This is a genomic window from Streptomyces sp. NPDC015171, assembly GCF_043079545.1.
Classification (GTDB): domain Bacteria; phylum Actinomycetota; class Actinomycetes; order Streptomycetales; family Streptomycetaceae; genus Streptomyces.
On the sequence record NZ_JBIBUO010000002.1, the window covers coordinates 1 to 16,048 of the forward strand.

The 16,048-nt window shown below is 68.7% G+C and carries 10 protein-coding genes and 2 pseudogenes; 8 read left to right on the forward strand and 4 right to left on the reverse strand.

Features of this window, described 5'->3' with window-relative positions; all coding sequences use genetic code 11:
* Together ACF073_RS04590 and ACF073_RS04595 are read left to right on the forward strand one after the other, a co-directional pair.
* Positions 1–384: pseudogene (locus tag ACF073_RS04590) on the forward strand (IS701 family transposase); the annotation flags it as partial.
* Positions 385–1,049: 665 nt separating this feature from the next.
* The gene (locus tag ACF073_RS04595) at positions 1,050–1,775 is read left to right on the forward strand and encodes a HEAT repeat domain-containing protein (RefSeq protein WP_392066878.1); all 726 of its coding nucleotides are present in this window, start codon (positions 1,050–1,052) and stop codon (positions 1,773–1,775) included.
* A gap of 47 nt (positions 1,776–1,822) precedes the next feature.
* Here ACF073_RS04595 and ACF073_RS04600 read toward each other — a convergent pair whose 3' ends face one another.
* Both ACF073_RS04600 and ACF073_RS04605 read right to left on the reverse strand, forming a co-directional pair.
* Positions 1,823–2,224, reverse strand: a complete 402-nt coding sequence (locus ACF073_RS04600; RefSeq protein ID WP_392066879.1) for a DUF6262 family protein — start codon at positions 2,222–2,224, stop codon at positions 1,823–1,825.
* Positions 2,214–2,744, reverse strand: a complete 531-nt coding sequence (locus ACF073_RS04605) for a hypothetical protein (protein ID WP_392066880.1) — start codon at positions 2,742–2,744, stop codon at positions 2,214–2,216. The genes ACF073_RS04600 and ACF073_RS04605 overlap by 11 nt, the downstream gene beginning before the upstream one ends.
* A gap of 94 nt (positions 2,745–2,838) precedes the next feature.
* Between ACF073_RS04605 and ACF073_RS04610 the strand changes: the two genes are divergently transcribed.
* The gene (locus tag ACF073_RS04610) at positions 2,839–3,762 is read left to right on the forward strand and encodes an SMI1/KNR4 family protein (RefSeq protein ID WP_392066881.1); all 924 of its coding nucleotides are present in this window, start codon (positions 2,839–2,841) and stop codon (positions 3,760–3,762) included.
* Positions 3,763–3,819: 57 nt separating this feature from the next.
* On the opposite strand, the gene ACF073_RS04615 is transcribed toward ACF073_RS04610, so the two are convergent.
* Entirely contained in the window at positions 3,820–5,826 is a 2,007-nt protein-coding gene (locus tag ACF073_RS04615; protein WP_392066882.1) for a hypothetical protein, read from the reverse strand.
* A gap of 303 nt (positions 5,827–6,129) precedes the next feature.
* Here ACF073_RS04615 and ACF073_RS04620 point away from each other — a divergent pair.
* Positions 6,130–6,222, forward strand: a pseudogene (locus tag ACF073_RS04620) (IS5/IS1182 family transposase); the annotation flags it as partial.
* 389 nt (positions 6,223–6,611) lie between these two features.
* On the opposite strand, the gene ACF073_RS04625 reads toward ACF073_RS04620, so the two are convergent.
* Positions 6,612–6,782 carry a hypothetical protein gene (locus ACF073_RS04625; protein WP_392066883.1) on the reverse strand — a complete coding sequence of 57 codons (171 nt, stop codon included), beginning with the start codon at positions 6,780–6,782 and terminating at the stop codon, positions 6,612–6,614.
* Between the two features lie 549 nt (positions 6,783–7,331).
* Between ACF073_RS04625 and ACF073_RS04630 the strand changes: the two genes are divergently transcribed.
* The 4 genes from ACF073_RS04630 (at position 7,332) to ACF073_RS04645 (ending at position 16,023) form a co-directional block, all read left to right on the forward strand.
* Positions 7,332–10,892, forward strand: coding sequence for a choice-of-anchor D domain-containing protein (locus ACF073_RS04630; RefSeq protein ID WP_392066884.1), 3,561 nt, complete (start codon positions 7,332–7,334; stop codon positions 10,890–10,892).
* A 78-nt stretch (positions 10,893–10,970) separates the two neighbouring features.
* Complete coding sequence (locus ACF073_RS04635) at positions 10,971–12,944, forward strand: discoidin domain-containing protein (RefSeq protein ID WP_392066885.1); 1,974 nt, start codon at positions 10,971–10,973, stop codon at positions 12,942–12,944.
* A 170-nt stretch (positions 12,945–13,114) separates the two neighbouring features.
* The gene (locus ACF073_RS04640) at positions 13,115–13,912 is read left to right on the forward strand and encodes a putative protein N(5)-glutamine methyltransferase (protein ID WP_392066886.1); all 798 of its coding nucleotides are present in this window, start codon (positions 13,115–13,117) and stop codon (positions 13,910–13,912) included.
* 638 nt (positions 13,913–14,550) lie between these two features.
* Positions 14,551–16,023 (forward strand): LuxR C-terminal-related transcriptional regulator, encoded by a 1,473-nt coding sequence (locus ACF073_RS04645; protein WP_392066887.1) that lies wholly within the window; start codon positions 14,551–14,553, stop codon positions 16,021–16,023.
* Positions 16,024–16,048: the final 25 nt, after the last annotated feature.

Consider the following 16,048-nt stretch of genomic DNA (forward strand, 5'->3'; position numbering starts at 1 on the left):
GTGTTCGACTGGGCACGGGTCGAGGTCCGGCCCTGGCACCGGGAGGACCGCCGGCACTGGGTGATCGCCCGCCGCAGTGTCCGCAGGCCCGAGGACATCTCCTACTACATCGCCTACTGCCCCGCAGACACCACACTCGACCAGCTCATTCATGTCGCCGGCGCCCGGTGGGCTGTCGAAGAATGCTTCCAGACCGCGAAGCAGGAATGCGGTCTGGACGACTACCTGGTCCGACGTTATCCCGGCTGGCACCGCCACATGACCCTGGCCATGGCCGCCCACGCCTGCCTGACCGACCTGCGGGCCCGCGAGCTCGACGCCGGGAAAGCAGAAACGGATCCTCCGGCCTCGTCCCCCTCAGCCTCCCCGAACTCAGACGCCTGATCCACCGCCTCACCCACCGCCGGCCACCCTCGCTCGACCACGTCCTGCACTGGTCCCACTGGCGTCGCCGACGACAGCACCAGCCCGGATCAGCCACTACCAACGACGCGGCCACACACCACCCGAACCTGCCCCACCATCAGAAAAAACACCGTTGCAGTACTAGCGTTGTCGATGGATTGCAGAGGGCCCGGCTTCATCGGGTGCGCCAGCCGGTCAGCCCGAAAGCCCACAAGCGCGCCTGCCGAGCCAATGGGCCCTGCTGGGCCACTTGGCTGTGGCAACCTGTTCCGTTCCGGAGAGGAGGGAGGTGCTGTGCGTCATGACGCTCGTTTGACGCTCTGGGCTCCTGCCGACTGGATAACGAGCCGAGAAATAGCCTCTGACCTGCGACTTTCCGAGACTTGCTCAATCCGATAGCTTTTCGATGACGCATCATGTGGAGTGCGTGGCGATTCTGGAGCCTGTTGGGAAGGGCGCCTGACTACCGTTTTAGGTGTGCTTATTACGTGTGTTGCGGGCGATATCTTGACGCTGATGTGACGCTCGCGACGCTCGTTTGACGCTCGTTCTGATGAGGTGTCAGGTGCGTTGCGTCGCTGGTCAGATGACTTGATGGCTTATTGACTGGTCACCGTGGATGACATCGGCCAGACTCCCTGGCCATGGACGGCACGATTGCTCAGCGGGTTGGCGAGCTCGATGCGGATTCGAGTGAAGTGGCGGAAGACGCCCAGCATGAGTTGATCGCAATGGGGCCAGAGGTGCTGGACGAGTTGATCGCGGCCGTGCCTCACCTGGGGGCGTTCGGGCGGCTCTGCGCCATTGAGGTCTTCACTGCGCTGAAGGACCCGCGGCCGGGGGACGTGCTGATCGGCCTGCTGGACAGCGAGAACGCCACGGTTCGCCAATGGGCGGCCGAAGCCTTGGCGGATCTGGAGATCCAGCACGCCGTGCCCGATCTTCAACGAGCCTATGAGGCCTTCCGGAAGCGAGGGGAGGCCCCCGATGACAGCGAAGGAGAGGCACTTCGCCGGGCGCTGACGGATTTCGGCGCCCGCGAGATCGTGATCCCGCCCCGGGCTGCTGCGCTGCGGGCGTCGCTCGGGAACCTGGACCCGGCATGGCCGACGGCTCAGCTTGCTGAGGTCATTGAGGATCTTGCCGCTCACGGTCAGGCGGTGCTCTATTTCCAGGTGTGGCAGATCAAGCCGAACAACGAGGCCTTCTGGCGTCGGGGTCCAGGCATCGACTGGGACGTCGACCGCCAGTTGCCCTGGGCTCGGATCGTGACCGAATGCAGGGACTGGGCACTTCTGGCAGCCGAGGCAACTGACAAGGATCCCGACCTGGTGGCGACGATCTGTTGGATTGACGCCTCGGATCTGTGAGGACTCCCGATCTGATCGACGTTGGCGGCCAAGCTGACGGACTCGGTTCACACGGAGGAGCCGAGGCCTCGACGGAGGTCGCGGAGCTGTCCGAGGGCCACGGCGAGTTCGTTGCGGAGCCGCTCGTTCTCCACGTGCAGTTTTCGGTTGGCTTCCCGGAGCGCTCGTACCACCGGTTCGTGTGACTTGGTGCTGATCCGCTGGTGGTCGGGCAAGGCCGGTCGCCCGGTGGCGGGCTGCTTGGTCGCGAGGTCTCGCAGCCTGGCCGGCAGCGTCGTCCGGGCCGCGTCGTAGAGAAAGGTCCGGGAGACGCCGGCCCGGGCGGCGACGCCGGCCACGGTGACCGCTCCGCCATCGCATTCCAGGGCCTCCAGGACAGCCCGGACACGCGCGATGCAGTCCAGTCGGCGCTGTTGCGCGGCCGGGTGAGGCGAGTTGTCAGCTCGCATCTTCCGCCCTCTCTGTCTCGCTCCGGCCGCCGGAGAGGCCGTCGTGGAGGCCGTCGGACACCGGGGACAGCGCGTCATGTTCCTGGTAGGTGAGGCGCGCGATGAGGTGCTCGACGGCCGTGGCCAGCCGTGCGTTCACGTCGACAGCGCGGGAGCGGCCGGCGTCCGCGGCGTCGGCTTGCAGTAGGACGGTTCGGGCGAGGGTGTCGCGGTGGATGGGTAGGAACTGCCGGTCGCTCTGGAAGTCGTCGCAGAAGTAGCCGTCGGCGGCGGTCTTGGGGCAGGGACGTGAGATGTGCCGTCCGCACCAGCCGCCCCCGACCGCGTGGAGGCGGCGCCCGATCTTCTCGGCCAGCCACTCGACGCCGGACAGGTCGCTGTCGCGGTGGATCTTGACGGCCTCGCCCTTGAGGTTGAAGCGGACCTCGTACTTCTCTCCGTACTCCCGGCGGAGCGTCTCCTCGGCGATGCGCGAGCAGTGCTCCTGCATCTGCCAGGAGGCGTGGCCGGCTGGAGGCACAGGCAGTCGATGACGCGCTCGACCTGTTCGCGGTGCTGATGGCGAACCGGCTGATCAGCCCGGCCGGCGGGCCCCGGAGCGGGAGCGGCTGGCGATGCTGCCGCAGTTGGAGAAGGCGGTGCGCATCCTGGCGAAGGCGTCGAAGATCCTCAACCGTGAGCTGGACCTGGTCGCCGAGCACGATGCGGACCTGGACGTGGCCGCACCGTGGGCGGCGGTGGAGGAGGCCGTGCCGCGTACGGCGGTGGCCGGGGCCGTCGCGACGGTGGAGGCCCTGGTGCCAGAGGTCGACGGGTCGGCCGAGGCCGCCGGGCTTCCGGCAGGAGCAGGGCACGTCGGCCGCACCGCGATGTTGGGGAAGCGGGGGGACGCTACGCTGCCGGCCATGACCGAGGAGACAGCGGCACGGCAGATAGCGGATGCATGGCGTCGGATCGAACGATGGCTCGGGGCACACGCACCGGCCACGTACGCTGCGCTCGGTCCGGGAGCGTCTGACGAACAGATCGCCGCTGTGGAAACCGCGTTGGGGTTCGGGATGCCGGTCGAGCTGCGGACGCTGTGGGGGCTCGTCTCGGGCGGGAACGTGGAGGGTAGTGGGCCGTGGCAGAGGAACGCTGCGCTGCTCGGCCTGGATGAGGTGGTCAACCACTACCGCTCGCAGATGGAGGCGCAAGCGGAGTTCGACGCCGGGTACGAGGTGCCCGGTGTGCCTGGTGAGGGCGACGTGATCGTGTGGCAGCCGAGGTGGATCCCGGTGTTCTCGTCCAGCGCGTACGACACGCTGTACGGCACGTATCTCGACGCTGGGACGGGACTGCTGTGGCGGTGGACGCGCGAGACATACGTCCCGCCTGGTCCCGACGACCCGCAGGACTCGCTGGTGACGTATCTGGAGGGGCTGGCGGATGCTCTGGAGTATCCCGGCCTCTCCCAGGACAGGCCCGGTCTGCTGGGTGGCGCTCTCGTGTGGGAGTCCGGTGCGTACGGGGACGAGGACTGGCGTCCGGTGGGATAGCGGAGCGCGGGAGAACGCCGACTGTGCGTTCTCCCGCCCCTTCATGCTTGGGTGGCGTTATCCGATCTTTTGCCAGTCACACGTGACGACACCCTTTTTGCAGTGATCGAAACCAGGAGTGTCGACAAAGAAGCTGTCGTCGTCGAGCATGCGCCAGTCAGGAACGGGATAGCCCCGGAAGGCACCGCTGTTCTGGTCCGCCGGAAGGTTGGCTCGGCCGCATTTTTCGTGAGTGGACATGCCCTTGGGCTGCTGCCCGACATCTGCCAGCATTCCAAAAGCGGTGTTGCCGCCGGACACGGCGTCGGTGTAGAGCTGGGCGCACTGCGACCCGTCCGTCACCTTGTCGGGCGACTTGGGGAAACCGCCCGATTCATGGGTGGACGCCATGGCGTACTCGTCACAGCTGGTGGTTCCGACCGATGCGGGGACCTTGTGCGGGTTCCACTTCTTCCTGCAGATGGGATTGCGTGAGTCGTCGGACGTCCAGGGAAGTCCGCTGGAGTTCTTCACGCTCGTGTCAGGACCGAGATAGTGAAGGAGCGAGTCCCAACGAGGGGCCCCGGCGTGGTCGGTCATGCGTTCCTGCATGAGCCAGTAGTAGGCGCCGGCAGCCGGGTACGTGTTGGTGTCGATCGTCCAGGTGGGCTTGAAGTTCCACATCACGCAGCCCGGAGCGATGTTTTTGAGCAGGTCATCGCAGCGGGGTGCGAGTTCGCGGGAGGTGTCGACGCCGCTGCCGCCGAAGTCGGCGATGGCGAGATTGCCGCCGGCGTCCACACTGGCTTCGACCTTCCAGCCCAGGTCGATGGTTTCCTTGCCCGTTCCGGCCCACCGCGTCTGTACAGTGCCGAAGAGCGGTTTGCCCATGTCGGTCGGGGCGGGTGTGAAGAACGCCTCCGACCTGCCGGCACCGTAGCTGTCCTGCCAGATGGGCTGCGACGTGACGCAGCTCGTGCAGTCGCTGCCGATGCGCCACTTCATGCGCACGACCTGCAACTGCGGATCGATCTGAACCGGAATGATCAGGATCTGCTGGTCGAACTCGGCGCTGTCGCCGCCTCCCTCCTTCTTCGACGGGTACGCCTTGATTCGCTGCTCGAACTCGAACACCGCTTTGCCGATCGGAGGCTTGCCCGGCTCCGTGTCAGTGAAGATGAGCGTTCCCTGACCGAGATCACGCATGCATGCGTCGGTGCGCGTCAGATAGTCGTCGTTCTTGGGCATGGACTCGCACCACGGCAGCAGGTCGTACTGCGACCCGGGCAGAGGGGCAGCGGGCTTCGTCAGGCCATGCTTCTGGCTGGGCTTGCGGAATTGCCAGCAGAGCTTCTGTCCCTTGGAGTCCGGCTTGCCGCACGATGATTTTGGCTGGTTGTTCTTCGTCAGCGGGATGGGAACGAAGGTGCCCGGCAGGGTACGCGTCACCCGCTGCGGCTTCTGCGCCTTCGAGTCGATCGAGGACGAGGACTGGGCCGCGGGGAACGTCACGTACGGCGCGACGGTGAACGTCGCCCAGGGGGACCACTCCCGCTCATAGTGGGCACCGTCATAGGCGGACGTGCGGAACACGTACGTCCAGCCGGGGTGCAGGAAGCCGTAGCCGATGGTGACGGAGGCTTTCTCACCGGACTTGACGTAGGGCGACACCGGGGTGCCGTAGGAGTTGGCGTTGGTGGTGTCGACGTGGGCCTTCGGTGAGCCGTCGGCGTTGACTGTCCACACGTCGAAGGTCAGGTCCGCGTTGTCACCGTCAGGGTCGGTGACAGTGTTCCGCAGCACTGCCTCGGTCGCCCGCACCTGCCACTTGCCGTCGGACTTTTCAAAACTGGGCCCGGCTTCAGGGTTCTTACCCGATTGCGGGATGCCAGGGCCGGCCGCCGCTAAGGCAGCAGACAAGCCCTGCACCTGCTGCTCTCGTGCTGCTGGCGTCGCGGATGGAGGAGCGGTCAGGCGGTTGGCCGGCGTGGGCGCCGACGTGGCGCTGGCCGGCATCACACCGGCCAGCGTCAGCAGTACCGCACCGACAGCGGCGCGGGACCACCAGCGTTGATGTATATGCACGAAGGTTCGTGTCCTTCCCCGTGAGTCTGTTCAAACATCTGTGCGATTTACCGCACAAATGCAGGACCTTACGGGGAGAGAGCACGGGAGTTGAAGGCTGTTTGTGGTCACTTCACAGGTGACATACAGAAGTCAGCCATGCGGCAGTTCCCGGATCACGAACTCCAACTGTGGTTATGGAGTTCGATGCGGGTGCTGTCCACATCGCTTGCTCCGGATTTTGGCCAGGACGCGGCTGGTGGCGGGGTTGCGCAGGTAGAGCGGCAACTGCGGGCCGCGGCGAACATCCCGCGCTCCACATCCGGCTGGGACGGCGGGAAGAAGCTGGGCGGCCGCAAGCGCCACTTGGTGGTGGACTGCCCCGGCCTGGTCCTCGGAGTGGCGGTGACCGCGGCAGCTCCACTTGTCACGGCGTGATAATTCCGCGGCACGCACCAGCTCTGTCTGCCTGCTCCGTTGTGAGCGGCACGGCCCCGCTCGACGCCGCGGGGGCGAGGCGAGCGGGGCCGCTGGGTGTTGCTGCCGTCGGGCTTGGAGCGCGCCCGGCCAGGGCTGCGTCCAGCACGTCGGACTCGCCCAAAGGAGAGGGCGCACGGTGTTGTAGCGCAGCGCGAGCTTCTCTCGCATCGCCGCCTCGGCCGACCCGTTGTCCTCGGGCACCAGGGCCTCGACGGTCGCGACGGCTCCGGCGACCGCCGTACGCGGCACGGCCTCCTCCACCGCCACCCACAACGCGCCGACGTCCAGGTCCGTTCCGGACTCGGCGACCAGGTCCAGCTCCTCGGTCAGGATTTCGACGCCTTCGCCAGGATGCGGGCCGCCTTCTCCAACTGCGGCAGCATCGCGAGGCGGTCCCGGTTCGACGCCCGGACGGCCGGGCTGATCAGCCGGTTCGCCATCAGTAACGCGAACAGGTCCGGCGCGTCGTCGACCCCGTGCGCCTCCAGCTGGCGCACTACCGCCGTCAGCAGGGCGGTCTGCCGCGGCTCGGGCGCCCCCTCGATCGTCTGCGCCTTGCCAGCTGCCCGTACCCCGCGAGCGTGTTCAGCCGGTTCACCGGCACCGACGACAGGTTCACCCGCCCCAGCCCGAACGCGGAGATCTCCTCGACTCGCTCCACCGCGGTGCCTTTCGACTTCACCGACGGCGTGCGCAGCCGCTCCAGCTCCGAGCCCCGCTTGCCCTCGGGGACGACGGCAGCGTCTTCGGCGGCGGCGCAAGCTGCGGGTCCACGCGGTGCGCGGCCCGCGCCACCGACTGGTACAGGCGCTGCTCGGCCGCCGTACGGGCCCGCGCGACCCGAAGGCGGCACATGAGATCTTGCGGGCTCAATTTTTATTGTTGCAATGTTCTGTCTAGTTCTTGCGCCACCATGTCGGCGATATTACGGTCCCCCACGCGTCGATACCGCCCCTGTCTCCCCCCGCTCCCTTCGAGCCCCGTCCCTCCCTCTCCGGCGGCGTCAGCGGCATAGTTCCGGCATTTCGTGATGAAAGGAGTGGTAAGTGTTCCATTCCATCCGAGATCTGAGACGCGCCCTCGTCTGGGCGGTCAGCACCGCGATGCTGGCTGCCGTCGGCGTCGTCGCTCTGGCAGTCCAGCCCGCCTGGGCGGCCTCCACCGCCACCGGCGGCAGAGGCGCGAGCCTCCCGTACGTCGAGGTGCAGGCGGAGAACTCCGCCACCAACGGCACACCCATCGGCCCCAGTTACACCCAGGGCCAGCTGGCCGACGAGGCGTCGTACCGCAAGGCGACGACACTGCAGGGCACCGGCAAGTACGTCACGTTCACCACGCCGGTGGCGACCAACTCGATCAATTTCCGCTACAGCATCCCCGACACCTCGAACGGCTCGGTCTACACCGCCGCGCTGTCGCTGTACATCAACGGCGCCAAGCAGCCCGACTTCACCCTGACCAACGCCTACAGCTGGTACTACGGCAGCTACCCCTTCACCAACACGCCGGGCAGCAACCCGCACCACTTCTACGACGAGGCCCACCGTCTGTTCTCCACCACGTATCCGGCGGGAACGACCTTCAAGCTCCAGGTCGACGCGGGGGACAGCGCCTCCTCGTACACGATCGACTTCGCCGACTTCGAGCAGGTCGGCGCCGCCCTGACCGCGCCCTCGGGGTCGGTGTCGGTGACCGGCAAGGGCGCCGACCCGACCGGTGCGGCCGACGCGACCAGCGCGTTCAACGCCGCGATCAGCGCGGCAGGCCCCGGCGGCACCGTGTGGATCCCGCCGGGCACCTACAACATCCCCGGCCACATCAGCGTCAACAACGTCACGATCGCCGGCGCCGGCATGTGGTACTCGACCGTCACCGGTAGGGCACCCGGCTTCTACGGCAGATCCGCACCCTCGGCGAGCACCGGTGTGCGCCTGCAGAACTTCGCGATCTTCGGCAATGTGCAGGAACGCGACGACAGCGCCCAGGTCAACGGCATCGGCGGCGCCATGAGCGACTCGACCGTGTCCAGCCTGTGGATCGACCACATGAAGGTCGGCGCCTGGATGGACGGGCCGATGGACGGGCTGACGTTCACCGGCATGCGCATCCGTGACACCACCGCGGACGGCATCAACTTCCACGGCGCGGTGACCCACTCGAAGGTGACCAACAGCGACATCCGCAACACCGGCGACGACGGCATCGCCACCTGGGCGGACTCCGGTATCGGGGCCGACGCCGACGACACGATCTCCGACAACACCGTGTCCCTTCAGATCCTCGCCAACGCCATCGCGATCTACGGCGGCCACGACAACACCGTCAGCGGCAACCGCGTGGTGGACACCGGCCTCGCCCAGGGCGGCGGCATCCACGTGGGGCAGCGCTTCACGTCGACGCCGGTCGGCCTCACCACGATCTCCGGCAACACGATGATCCGGGCCGGCAGCCTCGACCCGAACTGGCAGTTCGGGGTCGGCGCACTGTGGTTCGACGGCAGCCAGGGCGCGATCACCGGCCCGGTCAAGGTGACCGACGCGCTGATCCAGCAGAGTCCGTACGAGGCGGTCCAGTGGGTCGAGGGCACCATCAGCGGGGTCAGCCTCGACAACGTCACCATCGCCGGCACCGGAACCTTCGCCCTGCAGGAGCAGACCGGCGGCGCCGCCAAGTTCACCGATGTCACGGCGACCGGCGTCGGGTACGCGTCGCCGGTGTACAACTGCTCGGGCGGCAACTTCGCCGTCACCGACGGCGGCGGCAACTCCGGCATCGGCGGCACGCCGTACTGCGGGGGCTGGCCGGCCCCGGTCTACCCGCCCTACCCGGACGAAGGCGTGACGGCCACCCCCGGCGCGCTGAACTTCGGTTCCGTCGCGACCGGTTCGACGAGCGACGCCCAGACCGTGACGGTCTCCAACCCGGCCGACACCGCGGCGTCCGTCTCGTCGATCTCCGTCAGCGGCGACTACTCCCGGACCAGCACCTGCGGCTCGTCGATCCCGGCGAACGGCTCGTGCACCGTCAGTGTGCGGTTCACGCCGACCGCGACCGGCAGCCGCAGCGGCGCTCTGACCGTCGACGCGGGCGGCCTCACCCACACGGTCAGCCTCTCCGGTACCGGCACCGCGCCGGGCCCGGTGCTGGCCACTGACCCGGCGAGCCTGTCCTTCGCCGGTACGGTGGTCGGCTCGTCGGCCGCCGCGCAGACGGTGAAGGTGACGAACTCGGGCACCGCGCCGGCCACCGTCTCGGGCGTCTCGGCGACCGGTGACTTCAGCCAGACCAACAACTGCGCCAGCCTCGCCGTCGGCGCGTCCTGCACGGTGAACGTCGGGTTCAAGCCCACCGCCGGCGGATCCCGTACCGGCAACCTGACCGTCACCAGCAACGCCAACAACAGCCCGGCCGTCGTCTCCCTGGCCGGCAGCGGCATCGACAGCACCACCGACGTGGCCGCCGGGCGGCCGGCGACGGCGAGTTCCAGCTCCAGCCCGTACGTCGCCTCCAACCTGACCGACCCGGACGCGTCGACGTACTGGGAGAGCGTGAACGGGTCGTTCCCGCAGTGGGCCCAGGTCGACCTCGGCCAGAACTACCGCGTCGGCAAGGTCGTGCTCAGGCTCCCGCCGGCGAAGGCCTGGTCGGCCCGCACGCAGACCCTGTCGGTGCAGGGATCCACGGACGGCTCCAGCTTCTCCACGATCAAGGCATCGGCCGGCTACACCTTCGACCCCGACGCCGGCAACAACACGGCGACCATCACGTTCAGCGCCGCCACGGCGCGATACGTGCGGGTGAACATCACCGCCAACACCGGCTGGAACGCGGCCCAGTTGTCGGACTTCGAGGTGTTCCCCAGTGACGGCGGCGCCTCCGACGCGACCCTGTCGGCCAGCCCGACGTCACTGTCGTATCCCACCCAGGCGCTCAACACCGCCAGCAGTGCGCGGACGATCACGGTGACCAACACCGGTACCGCGGCCGCGACCGTCTCCGGCATCACCGTCACCGGCGACTTCTCGCAGACCGACAACTGCGGGACGTCGATCGCGGCGAACGCCTCCTGCACGGTGAACGTCACGTTCAGACCCACCGCGTCCGGCACCCGCACCGGCGAACTCAGCATCGCAAGCAACGCGTCGAACGGCACGACCGCGGTCTCGCTGACCGGCACCGGCGCCGGCACGGTGAGCAGGAACCTGGCGGCCGGCGCGGCCACCACCGAGTCCGGCCACGCCGATGTGTACCAGTCGTCGAACGTGACGGACGGCAACCAGGGCTCCTACTGGGAGAGCGCCAACAACGCCTTTCCCCAGTGGGTCCAGGTGGACCTCGGGTCCGCGCAGAGCGCCGGCCGCGTCGTCCTCCAGCTCCCCGCGGCCTGGGGCGCCCGCAGCCAGACGCTGTCCCTGTCGGGCAGCACCGACGGCACCGCCTTCACCACCGTCAAGTCATCGGCCGCCTACGCCTTCGACCCCGCCACCGGCAACACGGTCACCCTCACGTTCACCGCGACCACCCAGCGGTACATCCGGGTGAACATCACGGCGAACAGCGGCTGGCCGGCCGGCCAGATCTCGGAGTTGCAGGTCTGGAACACCTGATCCGACCCGGGGTGCCGCCGGGCGTGAGCGCGTCCGGCGGCACCGACCGCCGCAGGCCGCTCGACCAGAGGAGTCCAGATGGGTGTCACACGCAGAGTCTTCCTGAGGGCCGCGATCACGGCCACCGCGGTGGGGAGCGTGGGCGCGACCGAGACCGTACGCGCCCGGACCGCGTCGGCGGCCGGCCCGCCGGGCGACGTGGTCGGCAAGGTCACCGTCGGCTACCAGGGCTGGTTCGCCTGCGTCGGCGACGGTGCGCCGGTCAACGGCTGGTGGCACTGGACCCGGAACTGGGGCCAGCCGCCGTCCTCGTCCAACACCGGCATCAGCTGCTGGCCCGATGTGCGGGAGTACACCCACACGTACCAGACGTCGTACGCGGCGCTGGGCAACGGCCAGCCCGCCAGGCTGTTCTCCTCCTACGACCAGCAGACGGTGAACACCCACTTCCTGTGGATGCAGCAGAACGACATCGACACCGCGGCACTCCAGCGCTTCGACCCCACCGGCGGGGAAGGCCCCACCCGCGACGCCATGGCGGCCAAGGTGCGCGCCGCCGCCGAGTCGTACGGCCGGAAGTTCTACCTCATGTACGACGTCTCCAACTGGACGGACATGCGGTCCGAGATCAAGGCGGACTGGACGGACAAGATGTCCGCGCACACCGCGTCCCCGGCGTACGCGCGGCAGAACGGCAAGCCGGTCGTCTGCGTCTGGGGCTTCGGCTTCGCCGACGACAACCACCCCTTCTCCGCCGACGCCTGCCTCGACGTGGTCAACTGGTTCAAGGGGCAGGGCTGTTACGTCATCGGCGGCGTCCCGCGCGAATGGCGGACGGGCACCGGGGGCTCACGGCCCGGCTATCTCGGTGTCTACCACGCCTTCGACATGATCTCGCCGTGGATGGTCGGCGCCATCGGCAACGTGAGCGAGGCCGACAGCGCCTACACCGCCTACACCGTCCCCGACCAGGCCGACTGCGACGCCCACGGCATCGACTACCAGCCCTGTGTCCTGCCCGGCGACGTCTCCGGCCGGCAGCGCGCGCACGGCGACTTCATGTGGCGGCAGTTCTACAACGTGGTGCGGGCCGGGGCGCAGGGCATCTACATCTCGATGTTCGACGAGTACAACGAGGGCAACCAGATCGCCAAGACCGCCGAGACCCGGGACTGGGTGCCCGCCGACTCCGGCTTCCTCGCCCTCGACGAGGACGGCACCGTCTGCTCCTCCGACTACTACCTGCGCCTGACCGGCGACGGCGGCCGCATGCTCAAGGGCGAGATCGCGCTGACCGCCACCCGCCCCACGCGGCCGACCGTCCCCGCCGGCGGCGACACCGCGCCGCCCGCCGCGCCGGGCGCCCTGACCGTCACCGGGCACACCGCCGACTCCGTCTCGCTGGCCTGGAGCGCCTCGACCGACAACGTCGGCGTGACCGGCTACCGCGTCCTTCAGGTGGCCGGCTCGACCAGTACGCAGGTGGGCACCACCGGCGCCGTCGCGTTCACCGTCACCGGACTCGCCGCCTCCACCGCGTACACCTTCGACGTCGTCGCCTTCGACGCGGCGGGAAACGTGTCGCAGCCCTCCCGCCAGGTCACCGTCACCACCGACCCCCCTTCGGGCACCACCGACCTCGCCCTCCACCGCCCCACCTCGGAGAGCAGCCACACCCAGACCTACGCCTCGGGCAACACGACCGACGGCGACGCCGGCACCTACTGGGAATCCGCCAACAACGCCTTCCCGCAGTGGGTCCAGGTAGATCTGGGCGCCCCGGCCGGCGTCCGGCGGATCGTGCTCCGCCTTCCCCCGGCCACCGCCTGGGCCGCCCGTACCCAGACCCTCTCCGTCCAGGGGAGCACGGACGGCGGCACCTTCGCCCAGCTTCTCGCCCCGTCGGGCCGCACCTTCGACCCGGCGACCGGGAACACCGTGACCCTCACGCTCCCCGCCACCGCCACCACCCGCTACGTACGACTCACCTTCACGGCCAACACCGGCTGGCCGGCCGGGCAGGTCTCGGAGTTCCAGGTCTTCGGCGCCTGACGAGGGGAGGGCGCGGGTGCCGCGGGCGCACGCGCCGAGGGGCACCGCCGGCGACCAGGACGCTCGGGGCACCAGGTTGAGGGGCCGGATCGGCCCGTCGGATAATGCTGAGATATTCGGCCGCCCGCTCCGGTGACCGCACAGCATCATCCGCAGTTCGAAAGGCCGTCATGCCGATCCCCTCGCTGGACCACTCGGAATCCGCCATCGCCTCCCGCCTGCGTACCGCGGGATGTGTGTTCGCGGAGGACGAGGCGCAGATGATCATGTCTGCGGCCGGCAATGCCGCCGAACTCGAAGAAATGGTGGAGCGCCGGGTCGTCGGTCTGCCGCTGGAGCACGTCGTCGGATACGCGGAATTCTGCGGCCTGCGCATCGAGGTGGACGCCGAGGTGTTCGTACCCCGGCGGCGCACCGAGGCGCTCGTGCAGCAGGCCGCGCGGCTCGCTCCGGCACGGGCGGTCGTCGTCGACCTGTGCTGCGGCTCCGGCGCGCTGGGCGTCGCGCTCGCCGCCCGCCTGGACGAGGCCGAGCTGTACGCCTCGGACGTCGACCCCGCCGCCGTGCGCTGCGCCCGGCGCAACGTCACCCCGGGCGGGGGCGCGGTCTACGAGGGGGACCTCTTCGAGCCGTTGCCCGCCGGGCTGAAGGGCCGCGTGGACGTCCTGCTGTCCAACGTCCCGTACGTGCCCACCACGGAGATCGGGCTCCTTCCGGCCGAGGCCCGCGACCACGAGGCGCGGGTGGCTCTCGACGGCGGCGCGGACGGTCTTGAGGTCCTGCGGCGCGTCGTCGCCGAGGCGGCCCGGTGGCTGGCTCCGGGCGGCGTCCTGCTGTTCGAGACGAGCCAGCGGCAGGCCGACGGCGCCGTGGCCGCCGCCACCGGCGCCGGCCTGCTCGCGCGGGTGGCCGCCGACGACGAACTGGACGCCACCGTGATCATCGCGAGCCGCTCCGACGCTTCCTGAGACGTGCCTCCGTCACCGCGACGCGGGGTGACTCGGCCCTTCCCTACCGGCCGGTGCTACTGGAGCGTCACTACCTGAAACGGGTCGCCCTCACCACCCCCAGCGCTCCGATCGGGCCGGAAGCCCGGGCGGGCCCTCGGGTGTGAAACTACTCATACGGCTGGAATCAGGCGGGCCTCGATCGGCGATGCCGGCCGCCCGGCAGCCGACTCGCCACGCTATATGTGGTTTTGTCTACGCCGCTTTGACCACTCATGTCACAACTCCATCGCGCATTCGACAATTCTGGTTGCTCCCAGTCGGCTGATTGACCGGAATCGATCCGTCGATGCTTGACGCTGTCATGTGACTCGCGGGTAACGCTTGGTGCCCGAGGCGGATCGCTTTAGCATTTCCCGATGGCCATGTGGGGGCTGCCCACAAATAGGTGGAGCCGACCCCGCACCGGTGCCAGGATTTCGCATCTAAACATGCGTGACGGGGATTTTGCCGAGATTGGACCGGGGCCGATCCCATAGTTCAACACTGTATATTGCGAAGGAGCGTGGACCGTGACGGGGGGCATACGGACGGGCGGAGGCAGCTACCGTCAGGGCGGAGACCATGAGGACTCCCGCATGCTGTCCGACCCGACCTCTATGAGCGACGCACTCTACCTCATCGGATCATTTCACTCGGCACATCTCAGCGAGGACGCCAGGGTAAAACTCGACCAGGCCCGGATAAGTTTCGTCAGGGGAAATCTTCGCGGGGCGCTTGAATTCCTGGACGAGGCCCTCGGAGGGATGGATCCGGATCTGTCGGTCCAGCGCGACATCGTCGCATTCCGTGTCCTCACCGGCTCCATGGTCGGCGAGAACATCGAGGAATGGACACCGCCGGGCACCGAGGACCGTCGATATCCGGATCCCCTGGAAGTGGTCAGCCTGTGCGTACGGTCGCAGCAGAAATGGCATCAGGGCGACCTGACCGAGGGGCTGTGGCTGAACCAGTCGGCGATGCACAAGTCCCACGGCGTGATCGCCATGTGGAAGCTCTACACCGAGCTGCTGCTGGCGAAGAAGCTCATCGACCTGCATGTGTCGCAGCAGGCGGTCCGGATCATCCAGGACATGCGGGGCACCATCGACGGCGGAGGGCTGCTGGCCTTCAACTCGCTGCCGGACGCCCTGCTCGCCACGCTCGATCTCCAGGAGGGGCGATTCGGCGACGCCATCGACCGGGCCGCCGTCGCGGTCGCCCTCAGCGACCAGCAGCGGTCGGCCGTCAGCGTGAAGCTCGCCCTTTCCGTGGCCGGCATGGCGCACCTGCTGAGAGGCGAACCGGAGCTGGCCGCGCGGGAGCTGTCGGAATTCCACCGGCGCACCGACTACTACGCCTATCCGGACTCCGTGGCCCGGGCCGCCTTCATCGAGATCGCGCTCGCCGCGGCCGAGGACGGACCTGGCAGGGCCGTCGAGCTGATGCACACGCACTGGCCGCTGCTGGCCACCGCGTCCGGCTGCCTCGTGGAGGACCCGGCGCGGGCCGCCTGGATGGTGGCGACGGCCCGCGCCGCCGGGGACGAGGTCCTCGCGGACCGCGCGCTGCGGGCCGTCGAGTACCTCGCCCGGAACAATCCGGGCGTGCCGATCCTCGAATCGGCGGCGGAGTACGCCCGCTCGGCCGCGCCGGGCCGGCGCCCCGATGTCGTCACCGCTCTCGACTTCGGGGGCACCGGGGCACCCGCGCGGCCGGGAGGGGCGGGCGAGCGCGGGCCGTTCGCCCCGCCGGAGCCGGCGGGGCACCGCCCAGGGGGTCCGCTCGCCACGCCGACCGGCGAGACGGGCCCCCGCAGAGCGCCTTCCCCCTCCCGGAGCGCGGACGACACCACGGAGGACCCGCACGAGCGGCTGGCCTCGCTCACCCAGCGAGAGCTGGAGATCGCCCGGCATGTGGCGCGGGGACTGACCAACCAGCAGATCGCCCGGGAGCTGCGGTTGTCCCCGCACACCGTCAACTACCACCTGCGCAACATCTTCCGGAAACTCGCGATCACCTCACGCGTCAAACTGAGCACGATCCTCTCGGGTCTCGAACCGCACGACGATTCCCGGGCCCCCGACGCCTGACGGGGCACGGCGCGGCGCGGTGCCG